This window comes from Flavobacterium columnare (assembly GCF_014844295.1).
Lineage (GTDB): Bacteria > Bacteroidota > Bacteroidia > Flavobacteriales > Flavobacteriaceae > Flavobacterium > Flavobacterium columnare.
Genome location: NZ_CP054494.1, coordinates 2,729,595 through 2,751,788, shown reverse-complemented (window position 1 = coordinate 2,751,788; position 22,194 = coordinate 2,729,595). Strand labels below are relative to the sequence as shown.

The 22,194-nt window shown below is 28.8% G+C and carries 19 protein-coding genes; 5 read left to right on the top strand and 14 right to left on the bottom strand.

The window, feature by feature from the left end; all coding sequences use genetic code 11:
• The first annotated feature begins 4 nt into the window (after positions 1–4).
• From HUE53_RS11985 to HUE53_RS11975, 3 genes are all read left to right on the top strand, one after another.
• Positions 5–451: a type I restriction enzyme HsdR N-terminal domain-containing protein gene (locus HUE53_RS11985; protein WP_014164684.1), complete on the top strand. Its 447-nt coding sequence runs from the start codon at positions 5–7 to the stop codon at positions 449–451.
• 306 nt (positions 452–757) lie between these two features.
• Positions 758–1,759, top strand: coding sequence for a glycosyltransferase family 2 protein (locus HUE53_RS11980; protein WP_014164685.1), 1,002 nt, complete (start codon positions 758–760; stop codon positions 1,757–1,759).
• Between the two features lie 6 nt (positions 1,760–1,765).
• Entirely contained in the window at positions 1,766–2,620 is an 855-nt protein-coding gene (locus HUE53_RS11975) for an OmpA/MotB family protein (RefSeq protein ID WP_014164686.1), read from the top strand.
• A gap of 416 nt (positions 2,621–3,036) precedes the next feature.
• On the opposite strand, the gene HUE53_RS11970 is transcribed toward HUE53_RS11975, so the two are convergent.
• Complete coding sequence (locus tag HUE53_RS11970; RefSeq protein WP_065213533.1) at positions 3,037–4,293, bottom strand: mechanosensitive ion channel family protein; 1,257 nt, start codon at positions 4,291–4,293, stop codon at positions 3,037–3,039.
• 1 nt (position 4,294) lies between these two features.
• Positions 4,295–4,573 carry a DUF3817 domain-containing protein gene (locus tag HUE53_RS11965; protein ID WP_014164688.1) on the bottom strand — a complete coding sequence of 93 codons (279 nt, stop codon included), beginning with the start codon at positions 4,571–4,573 and terminating at the stop codon, positions 4,295–4,297.
• Positions 4,574–4,769: 196 nt separating this feature from the next.
• Between HUE53_RS11965 and HUE53_RS11960 the strand changes: the two genes are divergently transcribed.
• On the top strand, positions 4,770–6,308 hold the full coding sequence (locus tag HUE53_RS11960) for a DEAD/DEAH box helicase (protein ID WP_065213532.1): 1,539 nt from the start codon (positions 4,770–4,772) through the stop codon (positions 6,306–6,308).
• 399 nt (positions 6,309–6,707) lie between these two features.
• Here the strand turns inward: HUE53_RS11960 and HUE53_RS11955 are convergent, their stop codons facing one another.
• The 6 genes from HUE53_RS11955 to HUE53_RS11930 all read right to left on the bottom strand — a co-directional run bounded on the left by HUE53_RS11955 (position 6,708) and on the right by HUE53_RS11930 (position 12,489).
• Positions 6,708–7,463, bottom strand: a complete 756-nt coding sequence (locus HUE53_RS11955) for a LytR/AlgR family response regulator transcription factor (RefSeq protein WP_014164690.1) — start codon at positions 7,461–7,463, stop codon at positions 6,708–6,710.
• Positions 7,464–7,484: 21 nt separating this feature from the next.
• The gene (locus tag HUE53_RS11950) at positions 7,485–7,841 is read right to left on the bottom strand and encodes a 2TM domain-containing protein (protein WP_014164691.1); all 357 of its coding nucleotides are present in this window, start codon (positions 7,839–7,841) and stop codon (positions 7,485–7,487) included.
• Between the two features lie 9 nt (positions 7,842–7,850).
• A complete protein-coding gene (locus HUE53_RS11945; RefSeq protein WP_014164692.1) occupies positions 7,851–8,150 on the bottom strand; it encodes a 2TM domain-containing protein in 300 nt (99 codons plus the stop codon).
• A gap of 42 nt (positions 8,151–8,192) precedes the next feature.
• Positions 8,193–9,527, bottom strand: a complete 1,335-nt coding sequence (locus HUE53_RS11940) for a histidine kinase (protein WP_014164693.1) — start codon at positions 9,525–9,527, stop codon at positions 8,193–8,195.
• 30 nt (positions 9,528–9,557) lie between these two features.
• Positions 9,558–10,181 (bottom strand): hypothetical protein, encoded by a 624-nt coding sequence (locus tag HUE53_RS11935; RefSeq protein ID WP_014164694.1) that lies wholly within the window; start codon positions 10,179–10,181, stop codon positions 9,558–9,560.
• 154 nt (positions 10,182–10,335) lie between these two features.
• Positions 10,336–12,489: a TonB-dependent receptor gene (locus HUE53_RS11930; protein WP_192188523.1), complete on the bottom strand. Its 2,154-nt coding sequence runs from the start codon at positions 12,487–12,489 to the stop codon at positions 10,336–10,338.
• A gap of 293 nt (positions 12,490–12,782) precedes the next feature.
• Between HUE53_RS11930 and HUE53_RS11925 the strand changes: the two genes are divergently transcribed.
• Positions 12,783–13,499, top strand: a complete 717-nt coding sequence (locus HUE53_RS11925; protein ID WP_065213530.1) for a potassium channel family protein — start codon at positions 12,783–12,785, stop codon at positions 13,497–13,499.
• A 278-nt stretch (positions 13,500–13,777) separates the two neighbouring features.
• On the opposite strand, the gene HUE53_RS11920 is transcribed toward HUE53_RS11925, so the two are convergent.
• From HUE53_RS11920 to HUE53_RS11895, 6 genes are all read right to left on the bottom strand, one after another.
• Positions 13,778–16,201: a TonB-dependent receptor family protein gene (locus HUE53_RS11920; RefSeq protein WP_014164697.1), complete on the bottom strand. Its 2,424-nt coding sequence runs from the start codon at positions 16,199–16,201 to the stop codon at positions 13,778–13,780.
• Positions 16,182–17,537 carry an HTTM domain-containing protein gene (locus HUE53_RS11915; RefSeq protein ID WP_192188851.1) on the bottom strand — a complete coding sequence of 452 codons (1,356 nt, stop codon included), beginning with the start codon at positions 17,535–17,537 and terminating at the stop codon, positions 16,182–16,184. Before HUE53_RS11915 ends, HUE53_RS11920 begins: the two co-directional genes overlap by 20 nt.
• A complete protein-coding gene (locus tag HUE53_RS11910; RefSeq protein ID WP_192188522.1) occupies positions 17,527–18,639 on the bottom strand; it encodes an imelysin family protein in 1,113 nt (370 codons plus the stop codon). Before HUE53_RS11910 ends, HUE53_RS11915 begins: the two co-directional genes overlap by 11 nt.
• 256 nt (positions 18,640–18,895) lie before the next feature.
• Positions 18,896–20,092 (bottom strand): DUF4856 domain-containing protein, encoded by a 1,197-nt coding sequence (locus HUE53_RS11905; RefSeq protein WP_102135422.1) that lies wholly within the window; start codon positions 20,090–20,092, stop codon positions 18,896–18,898.
• A 111-nt stretch (positions 20,093–20,203) separates the two neighbouring features.
• Positions 20,204–21,073 (bottom strand): beta/alpha barrel domain-containing protein, encoded by an 870-nt coding sequence (locus tag HUE53_RS11900; RefSeq protein WP_014164701.1) that lies wholly within the window; start codon positions 21,071–21,073, stop codon positions 20,204–20,206.
• An 18-nt stretch (positions 21,074–21,091) separates the two neighbouring features.
• On the bottom strand, positions 21,092–22,135 hold the full coding sequence (locus HUE53_RS11895; protein ID WP_065213528.1) for a quinone-dependent dihydroorotate dehydrogenase: 1,044 nt from the start codon (positions 22,133–22,135) through the stop codon (positions 21,092–21,094).
• Positions 22,136–22,194: the final 59 nt, after the last annotated feature.

The following is a 22,194-nucleotide window of genomic DNA, read 5'->3' as shown; positions in this document are numbered from 1 at the left end:
GAAAATGATAAATTTAAATTTTCCTACCTATCAATTTCGGTTCAAAAATAGCGAAAATAAAATATCTATTTTTGATGAAATCCGTAAAAAGTTTGTGGTTCTTACGCCTGAAGAATGGGTTCGCCAAAATGTAGTTCGTTTTTTATTAGAAGAAAAAAAATATCCAAAATCATGTATTAATGTTGAAAAATTAATTAAAGTTAATGATTTAAGTAAACGATATGATATTGCTGTTTTTCAACCCAATGGGTCTATTTTTTTATTAATAGAATGTAAAGCACCTGAGGTACCAATTACACAACAAACATTTGATCAAATAGCTCGTTATAATTTAGTCTTAAATGCTCAACATCTAATGGTCACTAACGGTTTGAATCATTATTTTTGTTCGATGGATTTTGAAAACGAAAAATATATTTTTTTAAACAACCTTCCTGAATATATCTTTTAAGTGATTTTATTTCCTCTATTGATTTTATCTTTTATGCTATTTCTAATTTTGTTTTCTAAAAAACCGAAATTACTTACATCTATCTAATAGCTACTTTTTTAGTTCTATTTGATTGTATCGAAAATATTTGTATTCTTTATGTGCTAAAATCCAACCTTTTATGTCTAAAAATCCAATTCTTTTTTATTTTTTTATAATAATTAAAGACATATTTATAGTATAATTTTTATTACGCTTATTTTTGTAGTTGTAAAACATGTATTTACTTACCTAAAAATTAAAACTTATTTAGCAAACTCCCTAAATATGAAAAAAATTGCCGTAGTTATACTTAATTGGAATGGACAAAAATTATTAAATCAATTCCTTCCATCAGTCATTCAGTATTCTCCTGAAGCAACTATATATGTTGCAGATAATGCTTCTACTGATCATTCCGTGGAATTCATAAGAAACGAATTTCCTTCTATCAAAATTATAGAAAATACAGGAAATTTTGGTTATGCAAAAGGTTACAACGAAGCCTTAAAGTATGTTGAAGAAGATATTTACGCATTAGTAAATTCTGATATAGAAGTAACAAAAAATTGGTTGATCCCCATTAAGGATTTGTTTGAAAAAGATCCTACAGTTGCTATTGCACAACCTAAAATATTAGATTATAAAAATAAAACCCTGTTTGAATATGCGGGAGCTGCTGGAGGATTTATTGATCGTTACGGTTTTCCTTTTTGCAGAGGTAGAATTTTTGACACTTTAGAGGAAGATCATGGTCAATACAATGATGTTATTGATATTTTTTGGGCAACAGGTGCTTGCTTCTTTATAAAAAAAGAAGTTTTTAGGGAACTGAACGGATTAGATGCTGATTTTTTTGCTCATCAAGAAGAAATTGATTTATGCTGGCGAGCTTTTAACAAAGGTTATAAAGCTAAATATTGTGGTTTTTCTACTGTTTATCATGTCGGAGGTGCAACCTTAAAAACAGGATCTCCACAAAAAACATTTTTAAATTTTAGAAATTCATTATGGATGATGACTAAAAACCTTCCTACATCAAAATTAATTCCTATCTTGCTTGTAAGAATGCTATTAGATGGTATAGCTGGTATAAAGTTTTTAACTGAATTCAAACCAAAGCATTTTTGGGCCGTCTTAAAGGCGCATTATTATTTATATATTAACCTCCTTAAATATTTAAAAAAGAGAACTATTAATCAAAAAGAAGATTATTACAAAATAAATTCTATTGTTTATCGTTATTTTATTAAGAATGGCAAAATTTTTGCTAACCTATACAAAAATTAAATTAAAATGAATAAAACATTTTTAACATTATCGCTTTTAGGTATTTTAACTACTTCATGTGTTTCTAAAAAGAAGTATGCTGAATTAGAAACTAAAAACAAAGAAACACAAGACCTTTTAAATACCGCAACTATTAAATTAAATTCTTGTTTAGAAGAAAAATCAGGACTCAATGCTAGTCTGACTGCTTTACAGAATGAAAATCAAAATTTAAGAAAAAACACTTCTGATTTGATTAATAGCTCTAAAGAGATGACCGTTTTAACTCAAAAAGGAGCTCAAAATATAGAAAAGGCATTAGAAACGATTAAAGAAAAAGATTTAAAAATTAATCGTTTACAAGATGCACTAACTAAAAAAGATTCTGTAACATTAGCACTTGTTACAAGCCTAAAACGTGAAGTAGGTATAGATGACCCAGACATTAATATAAATGTTGAAAAAGGGGTTGTTATGATTTCTATAGCAGACAATTTACTCTTTAAATCAGGTAGTTACGATGTAAGTGATAGAGCTCGAGGGGTATTAGGTAAAGTTGCAAAAGTAGTTAATAGTAAACCTGATTTTGAATGTATGGTAGAAGGACACACAGACAATATACCTATTAAAAACACTGTTTTATTAGACAACTGGGATCTTTCTGTAAAAAGAGCTACTTCTATCGTTCGTGTATTAGAAAAAGATTTAGGTGTAAATCCTAAGCAATTAATCCCAGCAGGTAGAAGTTTTCATATTCCTTTAGTAGATAATGACACTCCTGAAAATCGTTCTAAAAATAGAAGAACAAGGATTATAATTATGCCTAAAATTGATCAGTTTTATGAAATGATTGAAAAGGAAATGAAAAATTTAAGTAAATAATTTTTTAAAAAAATGGGGCTGTCAAAAAAAGGTAATTATATCTCTTAGATTTCAAGAAAGACTTAAGATTAATTAAATATTTTAGACAGCCTCTTTTTTATTTTCTCTCAAAACAATAATGCTCCTTCATTTTATAGGCATTCTCCTACTACCACAATCAATACTAGTTATTTAGCGGCTAAAATCATCTATCTACTCGAAAAGTAATTTAAAAATCACACCGTATTATTAATTTTTAGGTCAACAAACTCCAAACAAAGTATTTGCCGTACAACAGTCTAGCATAACCCAGATTACGCATTAGGATTTTATTAAACTCTTTTGTTTTACAACGTTCGTTTAAAATTTCGTTAAATCTATATTCTATTAACAAATTGCTTCTTTAAAAAATGAAGATTTATAGAATTTAGTCATTATTATTCCAAATTGTTTTTTCCTGCTGGTAATTCAAAAATTTGCAAATCAAAATAAATTACAGAGGCTAGAATATGATCAAAGATATCACTCATTATGTATTCATAGTTTTCAAAACGCTTATCGTTAGAAAACGCATAAATTTCTAAAGGAATGCCTTGGTGTGTAGGTTGTAGTTGTCTACAAAGCAAAATCATTTCTTTATTCAACCCAGGATAATTTTCTAAATACTTCGTTAAATATTTTCTAAATAAACCAAAATTGGTCAGATTTCTTCCATTAATAGATAAGCTTTTATCTATTTCATGCAATGAGTTATGTCTTTTAATATCAATTTGTTTTTTTTCTATATAACTTTTTATCAATTGTATTCTTTTAAATTCTTCTAATTCTTCTTCTCGTATGAATCGGATAGAATTGGCTTTTATTAAAATATGTCTTTTTATACGTCTTCCGTCCGAATTAATCATACCTCTCCAATTCCTAAAACTATCCGAAGTAAGACTATAAGTAGGAATAGTTGTAATGGTATGATCAAAATTTCTTACTTTTAATGTAGTTAAATTTATTTCGATAACATCCCCGTCAGCACCAAACTTATCCATTGTAATCCAATCTCCTATTCGAATCAAATCATTAGCTGAAACTTGAACAGAAGCCACAAAGCCTAAAATGGTATCTCTAAATATTAATATTATCAAAGCTGATACGGCTCCTAGAGTTTTAACTAATGCATCGGTACTAACATTAAAAATTTTAGCTACAATTACAATAATACCCAATATCCAGAGCATAATCATAATAACTTGTACGTAGCTATCTATAGGTTTATCTATGTACTCTGCTTTGGTTTTTAGATGATCTCTTATAGCTTTTAATGTGGAATTGGTAATCCATAAGATTAATAGAACAATATAAACCCCTACTAATCGACCAAAAATTGTTTCCCATGAAGTAAAATCATTTAATATAATGGGAACTGTTTTATAAATGTAAATTAATGGGATTAAATGCGACATATACTTTGCTGTTTCGTTAGAAATCAGCAAGTCATCAAATTTTGTTCTAGTACGTTTAGCTACTACTGCCATTCCTGTAACTAAAACAAAACGACAAAATAAGTAGATTATATAAACTATAAAACTAAGAATTATAATATTAATGGCTAACCCCAAATAGGATGCCAATGTATCATTAAAATCTAATTTTTTAAAAAACTTATAACACCAACCGAAGATTTTTTCAGTTTTTTCAAGCATATTATTTCAAATATTTTTTTTCTATATAAAATGTTCCAAAAGGAATTAAAGAAGCCAGTAAAATAATTACTGTTGTTTTTAAATTCCATTTTAACTGTCTTTGCAAAAGAAATGCCAAAAGTACATACAGAATGAAAAGAACTCCGTGACTCATGCCCACAGGGAATAAGAGCAACTTATATAAAGCTAAATCAAATGGTTTTATCATTAGCATATTTAACATGATAACGATATAAGAAACACCTTCTAGTAACGCAATATTTCGAAAGAATTTAAACATTTAAAAATCTATTTTAATTTTAAAAAAAATATACTTAGTATACTTATTGTTTTTTGCAAAGTAAAGCAAAGTTTAGCTGCTAAACTATAGCGTATGGTTTTTTTGAAAAGTTAAAATTTATATAAAATTAATTTCTAAAAAAAAATATCTATAAACAGTTTTTTAAATGTAATTTTGCAAAAATTTCAAAAAAGGTATGATGCAAAGCGATATAGAAACAGTATTTGAGGAGAAGAAAACACTCTATGATTATCAATCACGCGATATCAACACCATTTTTGATAGAATGGATAACACCTCTTCCAATTATCGCCTTTTATACCAGTTACCAACAGGTGGTGGAAAGACGGTTATCTTTTCTGAAATTGTGCGTCGTTATATAGAAACGCATCAAAAAAAGGTAGTAGTTCTGACGCATCGCATTGAGTTATGTAAACAAACTTCTAAAATGTTACATAATTTTGGCGTACAGAACAAAATCATTAATTCGAAAGTCAAAGACTTACCTGATCAAGATGATTTTTCTTGTTTTGTGGCTATGGTAGAAACTTTAAAAAATCGTTTGAATGATGATTTATTACAAATTGACAATGTAGGATTAGTAATTATAGATGAGGCGCATTACAATTCATTTAGAAAATTATTGAATCGCTTTAAAAATTCTTTCATATTAGGGGTTACTGCCACTCCTTTGAGTTCTAATATTGAACTCCCTATGTATGAAAACTACAAGGAACTGATTGTAGGAGATCCAATTAGAAAATTAATTGAAAACGGGTTTCTAGCAAAAGCCACTACTTATAGTTACGACGTTACACTATCAAGCCTAAAAGTGGGGATTAATGGGGATTATACAGTAAAATCTTCGGATGAACTTTACTCCCAATTAGATATGCAATCGAAATTATTGAGTGCTTATGAAGAAAAATCAAAAGGTAAAAAAACCTTGATTTTTAACAACGGAATTAATACCTCTTTGTATGTATATGAAACCTTTAAAAAGGCAGGTTATGACATACGCCACTTAGATAATACAACTAGCACCGAGGAACGAAAAGATATTTTAAAATGGTTCAAATATACACCTAATGCGGTACTTACTTCTGTAGGTATTTTGACTACTGGTTTTGATGAACCTACTGTTGAATCTATTATCATTAACCGCGCTACTAAATCTTTGACTCTTTATTTTCAAATGATTGGTCGCGGTTCTAGACGTTTACCTAATAAACATGAATTTAGCATTATAGATTTAGGAAATAATGCCGCACGATTTGGTTTATGGGATGATCCTATCGATTGGCAACATATTTTTAAAACACCTGAATACTATATTGAAAATTTACGTAGTGATTCTGAAATTGAACGTTATTTTAAATACGAAATGCCAGCTGATGTCCGTGAACGATTTAAAAACACTTTAAATGTAGAATTTGATATAGAAGAAGAATTCAACAAAGCAATTGCTAAAAATTTGCGCCCAAAAGTAGTTATTGAAGATTCTATCCTAAATCACGCGAGTATGTGTGTAGATAATGCGGAGGAATTAAATGAAGCCAAGCAGTTAGCAAAATATCTTGCAGAAGACATTGAATATAGAGTGAAAATATTTTGCCGTTGTTTAGCCAATTCTACCAAAAACTATCGTGAATGGTTGGTAGATGATTACAAAACACGTTTGCAAGTGGCCATTGGTAAATTATATCGCGAACGCTTATTTGCTATGGAAGATTAATTTTTGTAATAGTAGGTTTCCTTCTTATTTAACCCCAGATTATGCATTAGAAATTTATTACAGATAAAAATGATTTTGAATCTAAAAAAGTGATCCCTTTTTTGTCCTCAATGTAAGAGTATAGCTCCGAAAAAAATCGTGTATTTTTATCTTATTTCCCCTTTCCTTTTTCATCAGGAAGGCTAACGCATAATCTGGGTTAAACGCTATTTGGGCACAGTGCTTTTTAGAACGTCTTTGTTTTATTTAAATCCTGTATGAATATTTTAGATTCCTTTATTAAATGATTCAAGCGGATTAAATCCTCTTTTTTTAAAATATGCAAACAAATGATTTTTTCTTGAATTATAGCTCTTGTATAATCCACCAATTTGATGTTTTTAGGGTACTAATTTTATACTAACCTATCCAATTTTTAAAATCATTTACTCTTTCGCGAGCTACCACTATTTCATCCTCTTTATAAGAGGGTAATATTAATTTTAATCTTGAATTACTATACAATTGAATTTCTTTAATTGATTTTAAAGGCACAATAAATTTTCTAGATATGCGATAAAAATCTTCTGGATTGAGTTCGTTTTCTAATTGTTCTAAAGTGCCTTCTAATAGATAGTCACGATTGTCTAAAGTATGTAAATAAGTTCCTTTATCTTGACTATAAAAGCATTCTACCTCATGAATATCAATTAATTTTAACTGTTGCCCTATTTTTACTGTAAAACGTTTTTTGTATTCTTTTTCAACGGGATTTACCAACATACGTCTAATCATATCAAAATCTAACGAAAGATTTTGTAGAGTTGATGTACGAGATTTGAACTTATGAATAGCTTTTTCTAAATCGTCTTCATCAATGGGTTTTAATAGATAATCAATACTATTTAATTTAAAAGCACGTAAGGCATATTCATCATAAGCGGTTGTAAAAATAACAGCACTTTTTATATCAATTGTTTCAAAGATCTCAAATGATAAACCATCTGATAATTGAATATCTAAAAAAATTAAATCGGGGTGTTGATTATTCTGAAACCAATGTATTGCTTCTTCAACAGAATGTAATAATTGATTTACAAGTAGTCCTAATTTTTCTACTTTACGTTGCAATAAACGTGCTGATGGCTTTTCATCTTCTATAATTATGATATTCATATTTTAAATATATTTTATAGATTAATTCCATTGCTTTTGATTTTGTTGCTCTTGCTTCATTAATTCTTGTATTTTTTTTTGTTCCCACCTAGAGCCTAAAATCATATTAGGTAAAAACACGGATAATCCATGTGCAAGTAAACCTATTCCCCAAAAGAATGCTGTGTAAAAATAATGCCATTCTAAATAACTTTCATTCTCTTTTACGTTTTGAATATTTGCTATATAAAGTATTGTGTTAATAAATATATATATTATTAAATGGGTATAAAATCCTTTTATTTTCTTTACTTGTTTATAAGCTTCTAAATAACGAGATTCTTCTTCATTTGTAGGGACAAAATGTTTTATTTTTTTGTATTCTTCTCTAGTTTCCATTCTTTTTGTTTATTTATTATTATTTCTTTTTTTTTCTTCTTCTATGAGTTCTTGAATTTTTCGCTCTTCCCAATTCTTACTCATAAAAGAAAAGTCATAAACTTTTAAACCATGAAAAAACAAGCCTATCCCCCAACCTAGCATTGGATAAAAAAACCAAATATGATTTGATGAATATTTTAGATTTATACAAATGAAAAAAGTATTTATACATAAATAAGAAATAAGATGTGAGTAAAAATCTTTGATTTCTTTTACTTTTTTCCTTGCTTTTTCATAACGTTGAAAATCATCATTAAAATTTTCCATTTTTTTATAATTTTATTTAAAAATTATTACTACACCATTTTACTAATCCCATTTTTTATTTTGAAGATTTTCTTTTCTTAGAATTTCTTTAATCTTTCGTTCTTCCCAATTTTTTCCATAACCAAAAACTTCTATAGCATGAAAAAATAATCCCATTCCCCAACCTATTAGTGGAAACCAAAACCAATTAAAATTTGATGTTTTTGAATTGATTAATATTAAAAAAGGAATTATACTACAATAGGATATTAAATTTGCATAAAAAGATTTTAATTTTTCTACTCTTTCTTTAGCTTTAGTAAAGGCTAAATTTTCATTGTAAATATCTTGTGTTTCCATAATAGCTATTTTTTTTGTTAAAATAGGGATATAAACCCTAAAATAAGTATTGGTTTGTTGAATTAAAACTTTCCGATAAGAAATTAATCCATAACGATTAATAATATTTTGCAACCCTACTCCTTTATGTTTTTGTAATACTTCTTTTTTTTGTAAATTGTTTTCTACTACTAAATAATTGTTTTCTATAAAAATTTTTATGTACAATGGTTTTTTTTCGCTTACTACATTATGTTTAATAGTGTTTTCTAAAAGTAATTGAAGAGAAAGAGGAACTACTCTAGCATCTGAATTATTAAAATGTATGGGCAATTCAAAGCTTAAGCTATTTTCAAACCTCATTTTAAGTAAATTCATATACGTTTTTGCAAAAGATAATTCTTCTTCTACCGATACTAATTCTTTATCTTTTTGTTCTAAAACATATCGGTAAATTTTAGATAATGAGGTAGTAAATCGTTGTGCTTGTTCTGGATTTTCTTCAATTAGGGAACTTAAAACATTTAAACTATTGAATAAAAAATGGGGATCTATTTGATTTTTTAATGTTTCAAATTTAGCAGAAGCTGTACCTGCTATTACTTTTTGCTCTGTGAGTTTGTATTCTTGATAATTTTTATAGAAATGAAATAAATACAGACCTAAAGTAACAATTAAGGTAATAACCATAGAGACTACATAATTAGAGGCTTTTTCGTTTTTTATAAACTCTAAAAAAGTTTCATTATCTAGTATTACACTTTCAAAAATTCTTAGAAAAAAAATCATTAATAACGATATACTAAAGGAAGTTATTCCTCCTAAAATAAGTCGTTTTGGAGCAAATCTATTTTCTTTAAACAGACGATCAAAAAAGACAAAAACAATACCATTAGCGTAATACAAACTTATTCCATAAAGAAAAGCATAAAAAAAGCTCCACTTTAAATAAGTCCAAGTTATAATTGCCCCATTAAGATAGTTGATAAATAACAATGCTAGTCCTATAAAAAAGCTAATTAAAATAGCTGTAGGTATTGTTTTAATCCATTTATTCATTTGATGTCTTTTTATTCTATTTTTATTTTATTATTTACAAGTAGTTGCAACTTGTTTTGCTCTTTCAAATCCCCATTTTGGGTGTAAGGGTGATTCAGGTTTAAAATTAGCAAAAAGTTCTAATGACCGATTTATTTCTGCACATAATGGTTTTGTATCAACTCCTGTCCACTTAGCACCTCCTAATTCAAACTCTGCCTTTCCAAAAACAGCACGTGGGTTATTAGGGTTAATGATTAAAGCTGTTTGGTATTCAGTCATGACTAATGGTGAATATTTTATAGAATTATTCATAGGATCTTGAACTAAAGTTACTAGATAGATTAGTGCTTGTAATATATTGATTTCTTCATTTTTAATACTTTTATTTTTAGCACTTTCTAATGCTGTTTGTGCTTTATTTATTAGGTCTGTACTTTTTTCTTTATTTATTGGATTAAATGCTTCTGTGCAATTAATCAAGGCAATGTAATAATCTGGCAACCATTGTTTTTTTTCAGCGGATGCTATCCGTTCAAAAATAGCAGATGCTTCCATTGTTTTCCCTTCTTTCCAAGTTGCTAATGCTTTTCCCATGGCTTGTTCATATTTTCCTTCTTGTCCAAAGATTACTGAACTGATTATAAATGCTAAAAATGTTAAAAGACGTACCATAATTTTTAAATTTAATTGTTTTTGAATGTTCTCTTTTTTCTATTTCAAAATTACTGTAAGTAGTATGCTTTAAAAACGAAATCTAACTGAACTGTAATTTTTTATAGATGAATTGTTATTGATTGATAAATAATAACGACATCTTTTTTCTAATCTATAAATTTTCTAATTGATTGTTTTTTTTATCCTTACTTATTGTCCAAAAAAAGCCTATAAAGAAAAAACGATTAGCTGGTTGAGCAATAGTTTCTCTTTGAAAAACACCGTTTGAATCTGCTTTTGGGGCATATTGATAACCAAATACATTATCGCGTCCTAAAACATTTGATATTGAAAAATAAAGTATCTTTTGAGTTGTTAATAAGTAGGCCCAACTAAGACTTAAATTATTATAGGCTTTGGTTTTGCCATTCATAAACTGTGATTCGTTGGGATTGTTATAAGGTCTACCTGTAGCAAAACTATTTGTTATACTTATTTGGGATTTCCACTCTTCTATCCAATATTTACCGACTAATGATAAGGTATGATTAGCTACAAAGGGGGGAGTTACTCCATACAAATAATTTTTAAAATCACGCTTGCTATCAATGTAGCTATAACTTATCCAATATTCTAGTTTTTTAAACGTATTATTATCTCTCCAAAACAGATCTATTCCTTGTGCATACCCATGTCCTGTATTAGTAAATTGCGAATTGTATAAGGGTTGTATTGTATTGTATTTTATAAGGTTTTTGTAGTTTTTGAAATAGAATTCGGCACGAAGTGTTCTTTTATTGGCAGTATATAAATAATTTAAAATATAGTGATGTGTGTCTTCAAAGTCTAATGAAGCTGTATATTTTAAATAATCTTGTTTAGGTGCTTGATGAAAATCACCATAGGCAAATGAAAATTGGTTGTTTTTTGAAATTTTATAGGCTAGTGATGCTCTTGGTTCTAATATCTTTTGGTTTATCAAACTATTGTATGTAAAACGAGTACCTAATTTTAATGCAAAATCATTTGATAGGTACAAATCTGATTCTGCAAATAATGCTCCTATTTGGCTTTGATAACCTAATTTATATTCTGTTTTATTTTCAAGTGTGTATTTTTCATTAAAGCGAGTATAAAAATAATCTCCACCAAAAGATAATGTAAATCTATTTGAAAATTTTTTATCTATTTTTAATTTCAGATGTGTTGCCAATTCTTTTGTATATAAATCATCTTGTTTCACGAACATATTTATTTCATTTCTACCTAAACTCCCCCCTGTTGTAAGGGTCCAATTATCGATAAACGTTTTTTTATAAAAAGAGTTTAGATATAGATTGTTATTCGTATTATGAATTCTTTTTAAGATTAATGTACCTATTTCTGTTTGATTTAAATCAAATGAAGAATGATCTAATGCTACATAAAACTTAAAAATTCCATTATTTAATTTTTGTCTTAAAATACTTTCACCTCCCAAAGTCTGATAGGGTTTATTCCATTGAATATTTTGGGGTATTAACCATTGATAAGGTCCTAAATTAATATAGGAGGTATTTAAACTTAATGAACCTTTTTTCCATTTTTTAGTCTTACCTATTGAGGTGCCTATTGACATGATTGCAAAATCAGTTTTTTCTATTTCTGGTTCATTAATTGTATTCATTAGCAAAACGCTCGATAAAGCATCTCCAAATTCTGCTGAATACCCTCCTGTAGAAAATGTCATTCCATTGAACAATAAGGGAGAAAATCGGCTTCGAGTAGGCAAATTGTTTGGTGTAACCCCATAAGGTTGCGCTACTCTAATTCCATCTATGTAAGTTTGTGTTTCATCACTTTCGCCACCTCTAACAAACAAACGACCGCTTTCTCCATTTATTTGTGCTCCTGGCATTGTTTGAAAAGCTCCTACAACATCACCTAAGGCACCGGCTGTAGTTAATATGTCTAGTGGTTTTAAGGCTGATGCTTTGCTATTATCTCCTGCTTTAATAGTTCCCGCAGTAATTGTTACAGCATCTAAGGCATTTATAGTAGTTTTTAAGATATAGGTATTTATTTGATTGTTTTCTATGTTTATTGGCACTTTTAATTCATCAAACCCTAACTGGTTTATAATTAAATTTTGTGCTCCTTTTTCATAGGTTTCAAAATAAAAAGTTCCATCTATTAAGGTCGTACTTCCATCGTAAGTTCCTTCTATAAAAACATTAGCACCTGAAATAGGATGCTGTTTTTTATCGATTACTTTTCCTTCTATTTTAGTTTGTGAAAAAGAAAAAGTAGTAAAAACAATCATTAAAAAATTTACTATTTTTTTCATTGGTTTACTTATTTTACTATCCAAAATTGAAAAACTATGAACTTTAAAAAAACTAATTAATGCTGAATTGTAAATTCTGATGACTGAATTGTTATTTCTTTTTTTATAATAAATACTCTATACTACTTGTTCTAATAACTTTACTTTTATTAGTAATGGTATCTTTTGAAAATGTATATTTGTAATTCTACAATTTTTAGAAATGTTTTTATAGGATTTATCTTTATTATTAGGTTCTCAAAAATTAAATCATTTCTGAAATATTTATCTTTTAACATTGTAATATTTTTACCATGCCTTTAAAACATTTTTATAAAAACCTATTTTTAGGAAAACAGCATAAAAAAGATAAGCCTAAACACAATCCTATAAAAAAACGAATACTAAATATCCTTTCTATATGGAATAATGATCATCAGGATGATAGTGGTATCGAAAAAATTGTACGTTTACTTTTATCTTCTTCTCAACTGCTTTTTCCTGGAATTTATATAAAGCAGCTTGCGCACAAAATAAACTTTGAGTATGAAGACATTAGTATAGATTTTTATGTAGTAGCTAAGGTTGTTTTTCCTCTTATTATATTAATAAATGGATGGCAAAATAATATCTTTATCATTAGTATAATGATTTATCTTTTACTAGAAACTTTTTTTTATATTCCTACTTTAATATTTGCTTCAGATTTGTTTTCAAGACCTCGTTCATATAAACGTTCTATGTTACTATTATTTTTAAATTATGCCGAAGTTGTTATTGGATTTGGGGTATTATATGCTATGGGTAATCAAATGAATAAGCCTTTTAAACATTGGTTTGAGCCTATTTATTTTAGTCTTATTACATCTAATTCTATAGGATATGGCGATTTTTATCCTATAACTTTATTAGGACGGGTTTTAGTAAGTATACAATCTATGTTTTTTTTATCTTTTGTTGTTTTATTTTTAAATTTCTTTTCTACTAAGGTCAAAGTTAAAGGCTACTTTGATCATGAAGGAGAATCGTAATTTGATTCCTTTCCTTTAAATCCAAATTACGTATTAGAAATCTATTCCAACCTAAAACTACTTCAAAAATAAGCACTTACTCCTTTTTGAAATATTGAAAATATTAATATATTCGAATATTTCAAAAAGTCCGTGAGCACTCATTTTTATTGTATTTTTAGATTTCATAACGAAGTCTAATGCGTAATCTGGGTTAAAAAAGAAAATTCCATTTTTATTAAATAAATCAAAATGGAATTTTAGTCTAAAAACAGATTTATGTTATTTTCTACATTAAATTACAATTTAATTTCTAGCGTTACATAATAAACTCTAGGTTCTGAAGGGATGATACCTGGGCCTGGATATCCTGTTGCTCTTTTGGTAAAGTATTTGTTATTAGTCAAATTATTAATACTAGCTTCTAATTTAAAACGATTAAATTTATAAGAAGCAGATACGTCCAACACATTATACGAAGGAATTCCACCAAATATACCTGATAAGTCATTTTGGTCAGAAATTCTATTAGAAGCATCTGTAAATTGTGATGATACGTAAGTATATTGTGTACTAACTAATAGATTTTTGTATCCCAAACTTAATCCTGTTTTTAGATTATGAAGAGGTACAAACTCAACATGGTTGTCTTTTATATTAGGAATATCTGATTTTATATATTTAGACTTTGTTATGGATATATTTGAAAATCCATCAAATTTAAAGTTTAAATTATCGGGTACTATCATTTTTAAAAAATTGATAGTAACTAATGATTCAACTCCATAAGTAATACCTGTTCCAATATTATCTCTTAAGCGTACATCCGGTTTTAATCCTTTGGGATCACGGGCGCTATATTCGCCAATTTTATTATCATATAATAAGCCAAATCCGTTAATATCAAAACTTATTATGTTTCCTATTTTTCCTCGGAGGCCAATGTCTGAACCGTATCCTTTTTCATCAGTTATATCATCTGCTACAACAATACTAGGACTAGCGGTTCTTATATCATTAAAAGTTACTGAGCGATAGTTTTGTGTTAGATTAGCGTATAATTCTAAACCATATTTAGGTTTATAACTAAAACCAAGTCCAAGTAATGCAAATTTTCTTTCAAAAATTCTATCTTCAAACTCTGTTTTATCTATATTTATATTTCCTGCTAGATCTCTATTAATTACTCTAAAGAAACCAACGGCTTGTGTTTTAATATATTCATATCTAAACCCAGGTGTAATTGAAAAATGATCGGTTATTTTAAATATGTTTTCACCAAATAATGATATATTAAGGTTTGGATAACTATAGGACGACTGATTTTGATAATATGAAAATTCTTTATCTGCAATTGTAAAATCAGCATCTAAAGTAGAACTTCCTGGACCTTGTATCCCTGAATTTTTAGATTGATAATATTTGGCACCTATTAAAAAAGCATTCCGTTTGTTCCATAAATTGTATTTATAGAGATATCGTGCTTCTGCTCCCCAATTTATAAATTCACCTATAATTAAATCTCTTTCTGTATTAGGAGTATCTGGGTTAGAAACTCTATTCGAACGATATCCTAACGCTTTTCTATAAGCATCTAATCCGAATAATTGTAATGAGAAATCCGCATCATTATTAAACTTGTGTTTTAAGCGTAAAGCAAATAAATTCCAATTTACAGAAAACCAATTACGTGATCGGTTGCTTTGAAAAGGATCATTTACAAACATGCCATTGGTCAAACCTCCAGGTTGTTTGGCTAAATAATTAAAATGTGTATAATCAAGATGAAGTGAAGTTTTATCGGATAATTTATAATTTAAATTCCCAAAGTAATTCTTTGATTCAAAATTTGAATTAGGCCTGAATCCGTCTCCTTTCTTATAATTGTAAAAGGTATAATAACTCCATTTATCTTTTGTACCGCTCAAGCTTGTAAAGTTAGCGAATGTATTAAATGAACCTGCTGTAAAACGAGAAACGGCTTCTAAAGGTTTAGTACTTGGCTTTTTTATTTTAAAGTTAATCATTCCTCCAAATTGCGTCCCATACTGAAGAGACGCAGCTCCTCTGATTACCTGAATTTCTTCTATAGCTTCTGTTGGAGTAGCATAATAACTTTCGGGATACCCTAGCACATCTGCACTAATATCATAGTCATTCTGTCGTGTATTAAAATTAGCTGTTCTATTAGGATCTAAACCACGCCCCCCTATTGATAATTGTAATCCTCCATCAATACTTTCATTCATTGTAATACCTACAACTTGCGAAAAAATTTGACGCGCATTATTTATGGCTTTATTAGCTGTTAAATTATTTACTACTATTACTTCTGTTTTTTTTCCAGCATATATAGCCGTTTCTTCAACGTCCTTTAAAGTTCTAATAGCACTTATTTTTTGGCGTTGACTGACTATTTTCACTTCTGATAACTTTTTCAACTGCTCTATTTCTATAATTTGTAATTGAGCTGATGGAATAATTTTTTTCTCTATAATTTCGTAACCTTCTTTATAAAAAACTAAGTTTGTTGGACTTCCCTTTTTTAGTGTGAAATTTCCATTTGAATCAGTAAAGTAATTTAGATTTAAATTTTTATCTAATATTTCAACTTGTGAAACTCCTATTCCATTAGAAACAACTTTACCAATTATGGTATTTTGCGAAAACATTTTTGTAACTACTAATAGCAGTAGCATACATTTAAAATCCTTTAATTTCATCTTTAAATGGTAAAATCCATGTTTTATGTTTGAACGATTCTTTCTCTGATCCTAAATCTATATTAGGATTTATATAAGGCTGACTCAATCGACCATTAAGAGCCACAAAGCTTTCTACGTATATTTTAGGGTTTATAAAGCCATTTTGTGTGTAGTGTTTTTTAAGAATATGAGCATATTCTAATATAAAATCGGGCTGAAAAGACATTTGTTTTTCCTGAAAAGGGGTTAAAAAGTCGCGGTTATCCACTAATGCTACTTTACCTGTTTGATCTACAACTCTAAATTCTGTATATCCTGCTTTTTCCATTAGCATTACACGCCAAGAAAAACGAAAACCTTCTTCTGTCCAAAATAATTCTTCAGGGTACAATAAATATCTAAAAGGAAAAACTAATTGAAACAGCATAAATAAGCCTAAAAAAATCACTAAACTTTTGGAAGTCTTAACTTTAGTATCATAGATTCCTTTAAATCGAGAACTAGAAATATGTAGGATTTTAATTATTTTTTCTAATACTTTTTTGTGAAAATTAGAAGAAAAATAGATCAAGGTACTTACGATCATTACATAAGGGAAAACGCCAATAGGAAATAATATTTTTGTAAAAATATGAAATAGAACTACAAATATAAATCCAACTATCCTGGTTCTTTTATTTAATAATAAAAAAGGGATGGATAAGTCATAAATAGCACCTGCCCAACTCATAGCATAATGAACCCAATTCTTAAGCAAAAATGTACCTATGATTGGCAAGCCTGAATTCATAGGAAGCCAAGTTTTTAAAGGTTGAGCTTCTAGCAACCAGTCTGAATTTAGTTTTATTAGTCCTGCATAAAAATACACTATTCCCAACATGAATTTTAAAATATCAATAGTCCATTGTGGAATGTGTGAACGTAACTTGGACCTATCTAAATATACGTCTAAAGAATAATTACAACTTGCAGGAAGAAAAATGAGAATAAAGCTAATTATAGAGATAAAATAATAGTGATTTAAATAGGTAGTTTTATCCATTAGTTCTACATAAGTAAAACTAAGAAAAAAGGACATAATAGCAAGCTTATAACGATACCCTAAAGCAACAAATAAGGCCGAGAGCCCACAGATAAGAAAAATAAAATAAGTATAAACTCCTATTGGTTTAACCCATTCGAATCCGAAGTAAGTGAAATGATATTTGGGAGTTATATACAGGCTTTCTATCCATCCATAACTCCAAAAACGAACAATGCTAAAAAACATCATCAAACCAAACGCTATCCTATAAAAAGCTAACGTTTCGGAAAATGATGTTTTTTTTAAATATGTACGAATATTAATCCCCATCTGAATCAACATATCCTACTGCAATATTAAGTGCTGTTAACATATCTACTTTAAAATAAGACACATTAATTTGCATAGCATCATAGGCTTCTAACATCTTGTTATTATCCGTGTTTATCTGATTTACAAAGTTATTATCCAGAAGATTGTTTTTTATTTGTATCAATGAAAACTGATCATTAATAATAATACTTAATAATTTATTATTTCTTTGTACATTTAAATGATCCAGATAGCTTTTTAAGGAAGGTCCTGTTTGATTGCTCGAAAAGTATTTTCCATTAAAAAAATCAGCACTTGCTTTTATAGCTTCATTTAATAAAATTTTAGACACTTCTTTGTTAAAATAAGCTTCCACTTTATTGGGTTGAACACCACTAGAAAATTTTCCTGCGGGATAACCTACTTTACCTAATCGAATGTGTTTTTCGAAGTATTCAATGTAGGCATTCACTATTAAATTTACAGCCCCAGAATTAGTATTATTTGTATTAGAAATAAATGTATTTTTAAAACTATTCCAATCATTTACCAATAATTCAGCATTATTTTTTAAATCCGTTACTAAATCAGTCAAATAGGTTCTGTATTTTTGAGCATCTACTCCTGTATAAAACATTAAAAGGGCATTATCTGTATCTGCTAACCCGTAAAGCATATAGTCTAGAGCTGGATAGCCTTGTTTATCAAATTGTGATAAAGACGTAAGATTGTAGGTTTGGGTATTTATATTCTTATTAATTTCTATGACATTTACAGGATATGTATTCGTGTGACCTATAAAATATAAATCTTCTGCTTTTCCTATTTTAAAAAAAGCTATATGCTGATAAGCTTTGTATGAATTAAGCCATGAAGCCCTTAATTTATTTAAATTATCAATCGTAGGATTTTGTTTAAAAACAGTTACCTCTTCATAAAGTTTATCTACCCCTATTTGATAATTTTTATAAGCAGGAATAATTATATTTTCTGCCCAGTTGGTAAGCATGGCTTTTTTATCATAATTATCTCCTATAGTTATTTGAGGTTCATCAATTTTTTTATCATCTGAACAACTTGTCAATAAGGACAAGAAAAGTACAAAAAATATTTTTCTCATAATTTCTTTATTAATACAAATATATGCTATCCGAAAAGGTTGCAATCTTATCATTCCTACCAAAGAGAGGCTCGAACGAAGTAAACAGGCGAAACAAACCACATAACACTAATCAAGTGACTTCTTTTATTGTCGAAGTGACAGACTAGACGTTCCTCCGTTTTGACTTTTCAGACACCTTCTTTATTAATGCAAATATAACCAAGTACTAATATGTGTTAGTACTTGGCTAGTCATATCTTTTTATTATAATTTTTTAATTAACAGTTTCTGCTTGTTCTACTGTAAAACCAAATTTATCGGCAATCTCTTTTGCTAGTAGTTCTAGATTATTTTTAGAATAATCAACATCCCAAAAGCCATTTCTACCTGCCATTAATTTATTCAAGATAACATCTACTTCATTTTTAGATAGATACGGACTATTAGTTCCTTGTTTATTCGTATATCTTAAACATTTAATAAAACCGTATCCTTCAGATAATGCGTGAAAAGTTTTTGCAGCTCCACCAACTAAATTTTTCTTTCCTTCCATCAAATAATATACTGCACGCACAGCCGCCACCTTCGCTAATTTTTCTTTAATAATCGCTATTTGAAGATCACGAGTAACATAATCATTATTTACAATGGCTGCTCTCCCTAGTCTAAACGCTAAATTAATATCTCCTTTTAGAGTATTAAAATCTTTATCTGCATTTACTTGATCTATATAGCTATCCCAAAATTTAGCATTTTTTCCATCTGCATCACGACCAGCGCCATAAACATAACCATACGCTTCATCCCAAGCATGCTCCATTTCTGTATAATTAGTACCTACAACTAACTTTTTATTTGTATTATCTTCTCTATTAGTACCTGCATCTAATTTTTTTGTGCTCAAATAGTTATTACAAATTTGATCTATGAAACAAGCTCCCATTAGTCCTTTTAAAACCACTTGAATGGGTTCTAAACCATTAGCCGAATAGTATCTTTTTTCAAAAATACCCGCAACTCCTTCAGTTGCGGTGCCAGCCCCTGCACTTCCTACTTCTCGTAATTTGTTTTCAAAAAAAACTCTTTCTTCTGCCTGTTCTACACTATTAGATGAAAAATAATCTAATGATGCTGCCGTTTTGTCCCTTAATTGTTTTGTTTTAGAACTATTTAATTCTCCATTTGTAAAAGGGGTATTTGCATTAGCGTACATATTTAATAACTTGACATCGCTTACATTTGCACCACTAGCTCCTTGAGTCTTAACATAATCTGCTATTTCTTGGAGCATTAAAATTCTAGACTTCTGACCATTAAAATCAACTGTTGTAACACCATTACGATTAAAAGTATAAGTAGCTGGCGTAGCATAAGGCGCATAGTCTTTTATTACTTGTTCATCTTTAGAACATGAGGTAATTATCAAAGAAAATACGGGTAAAGAAGCTAATAAAAATTTATTGAAATTCATTTTAAACATTTTATTTAGATCATTTAAAAATAAGACAATGCAAATATAAAGACTGATTCTAAATAAAAAAAATTTATTTAGATTATTTTAAAATAAAATACACTCATCCAATTAATGATAATAATTAAAGATTTTTAAGGCTTCATTATAAGCACTTTCAAAACTCATAGCACTTAAATTATGACTTGCTTTTTGAGAGGTAAAATAAGACAACATTTTTTCTGTAGGCATATTTCCTGTAAGTTTATCGGTAGCCATAGGACACCCTCCGTGTCCTTTTATAGCACCGTCAAAACGTCTACAACCTGCTTTGTAAGCGCTATCTATTTTTTCAAACCATTTATCAGGAGTGGTATGTAAATGAGCCCCAAATTCAATCTTTGGATATTTAGGAATCAGATTTGAAAATAAATATTCAATAACATCAGGTGTAGAAGAACCTATCGTATCTGATAGAGATAGGATTTTAATCCCCATAGAAGCTAATTTTTCAGTCCACTCTCCTACTATTTCTACATTCCAAGGATCCCCATAAGGGTTTCCAAAGCCCATAGATATATAGGTAACCAGTTCTTTATTAGACTGTTCTGTAATATTCATTATTTCTTGTAATGTTACCAATGCCTCTGCTATCGTTTTATGCGTATTACGCATTTGAAAATTTTCAGAAATAGAAAAAGGAAAACCTAGATAGTTAATTTCTTTATATTGTACTGCATTTTGAGCGCCTTGTGTATTAGCTACTATAGCTAATAACTTACTTTGCGTATTAGACAAATCTAATTTAGCTAAGACTTCAGCTGTGTCTTGCATTTGAGGAATTGCTTTTGCAGAAACAAAACTCCCAACATCAATCGTATCAAAACCAACACGTAACAATGACTGTATGTATTGTACTTTTTTATCTGTTGGTATAAAATCTTTTATGCCTTGCATGGCATCACGGGGGCATTCTATTAACTTAATATTTTCAGCATTCATAAGAATCTTTATCTAAAGTTAGGCTTGTTCTAAAATTTTTTTATTAATAGATTTTATTAAGGCTGGTCCTTCGTATATAAAACCTGTATATAATTGCACCAAACTAGCCCCAGCACTTAATTTATCAATAGCATCTTGTGCTGAATGAATACCTCCTACTCCAATAATGGGAAATGCTTGATTGCTATTTTCCGACAAAAAGCGAATTACTTCTGTAGATCGGTCGGTTAGAGGTTTACCTGAAAGTCCTCCTATTTCATTTTTATTGGCAGATTGCAATCCTTCTCTAGAAATAGTGGTGTTTGTGGCTATAACTCCTGCAATCTTTGAATCTTTAACTATATCTATAATATCCAACAGTTGCTCATTTGTTAAATCAGGGGCAATTTTTAACAAAATAGGTTTTACTTGACCTTGCATGGCTTCAACTCCTACATATTTTTTAAAATTAAGTTCTTGAAGTGATCGTAAGAGATTCGTTAAGGGTTCTTTATCTTGTAATTCTCGTAAACCAGGGGTATTAGGAGAACTTACATTAACCACAAAATAATCTACATAATCATACAATGCTTCAAAACATATTTTATAATCATCTACTGCGTTTTCATTAAAAGTTGCTTTATTTTTACCTATATTACCTCCTATAAGTACACCTTTATTTTTTTTTAAACGATGAACGGCATCTTGTACTCCTCCATTATTAAATCCCATCCGATTAATAATAGCGGAATCTTCTAACAATCGAAACAAACGTTTTTTTGGATTCCCTTCTTGTGCTTTAGGTGTTAGTGTCCCTATTTCTATAAAACCAAAACCAAAGTCTGATAATTCATTAAACAATTTAGCATCTTTATCAAAACCTGCTGCAAGTCCTACTGGATTCTTAAATTTTAATCCAAAAACTTCCCTTTCTAAACGTTTATCTTGTATTTGAAATCTACTTTTAATAAAAAAAGAAACTCCTGGTATTTTGTTTAATAAACGAATGGTACTAAAAGTAAAATAGTGTATTTCTTCTGGATCAAATCTAAAAAGTAACGGACGGATAAGTTGTTTGTACATATAATTTGTTGTGTTGTTGTGCAAAAATAACAATTCAACAGCAAAATTTAAAATTGCTT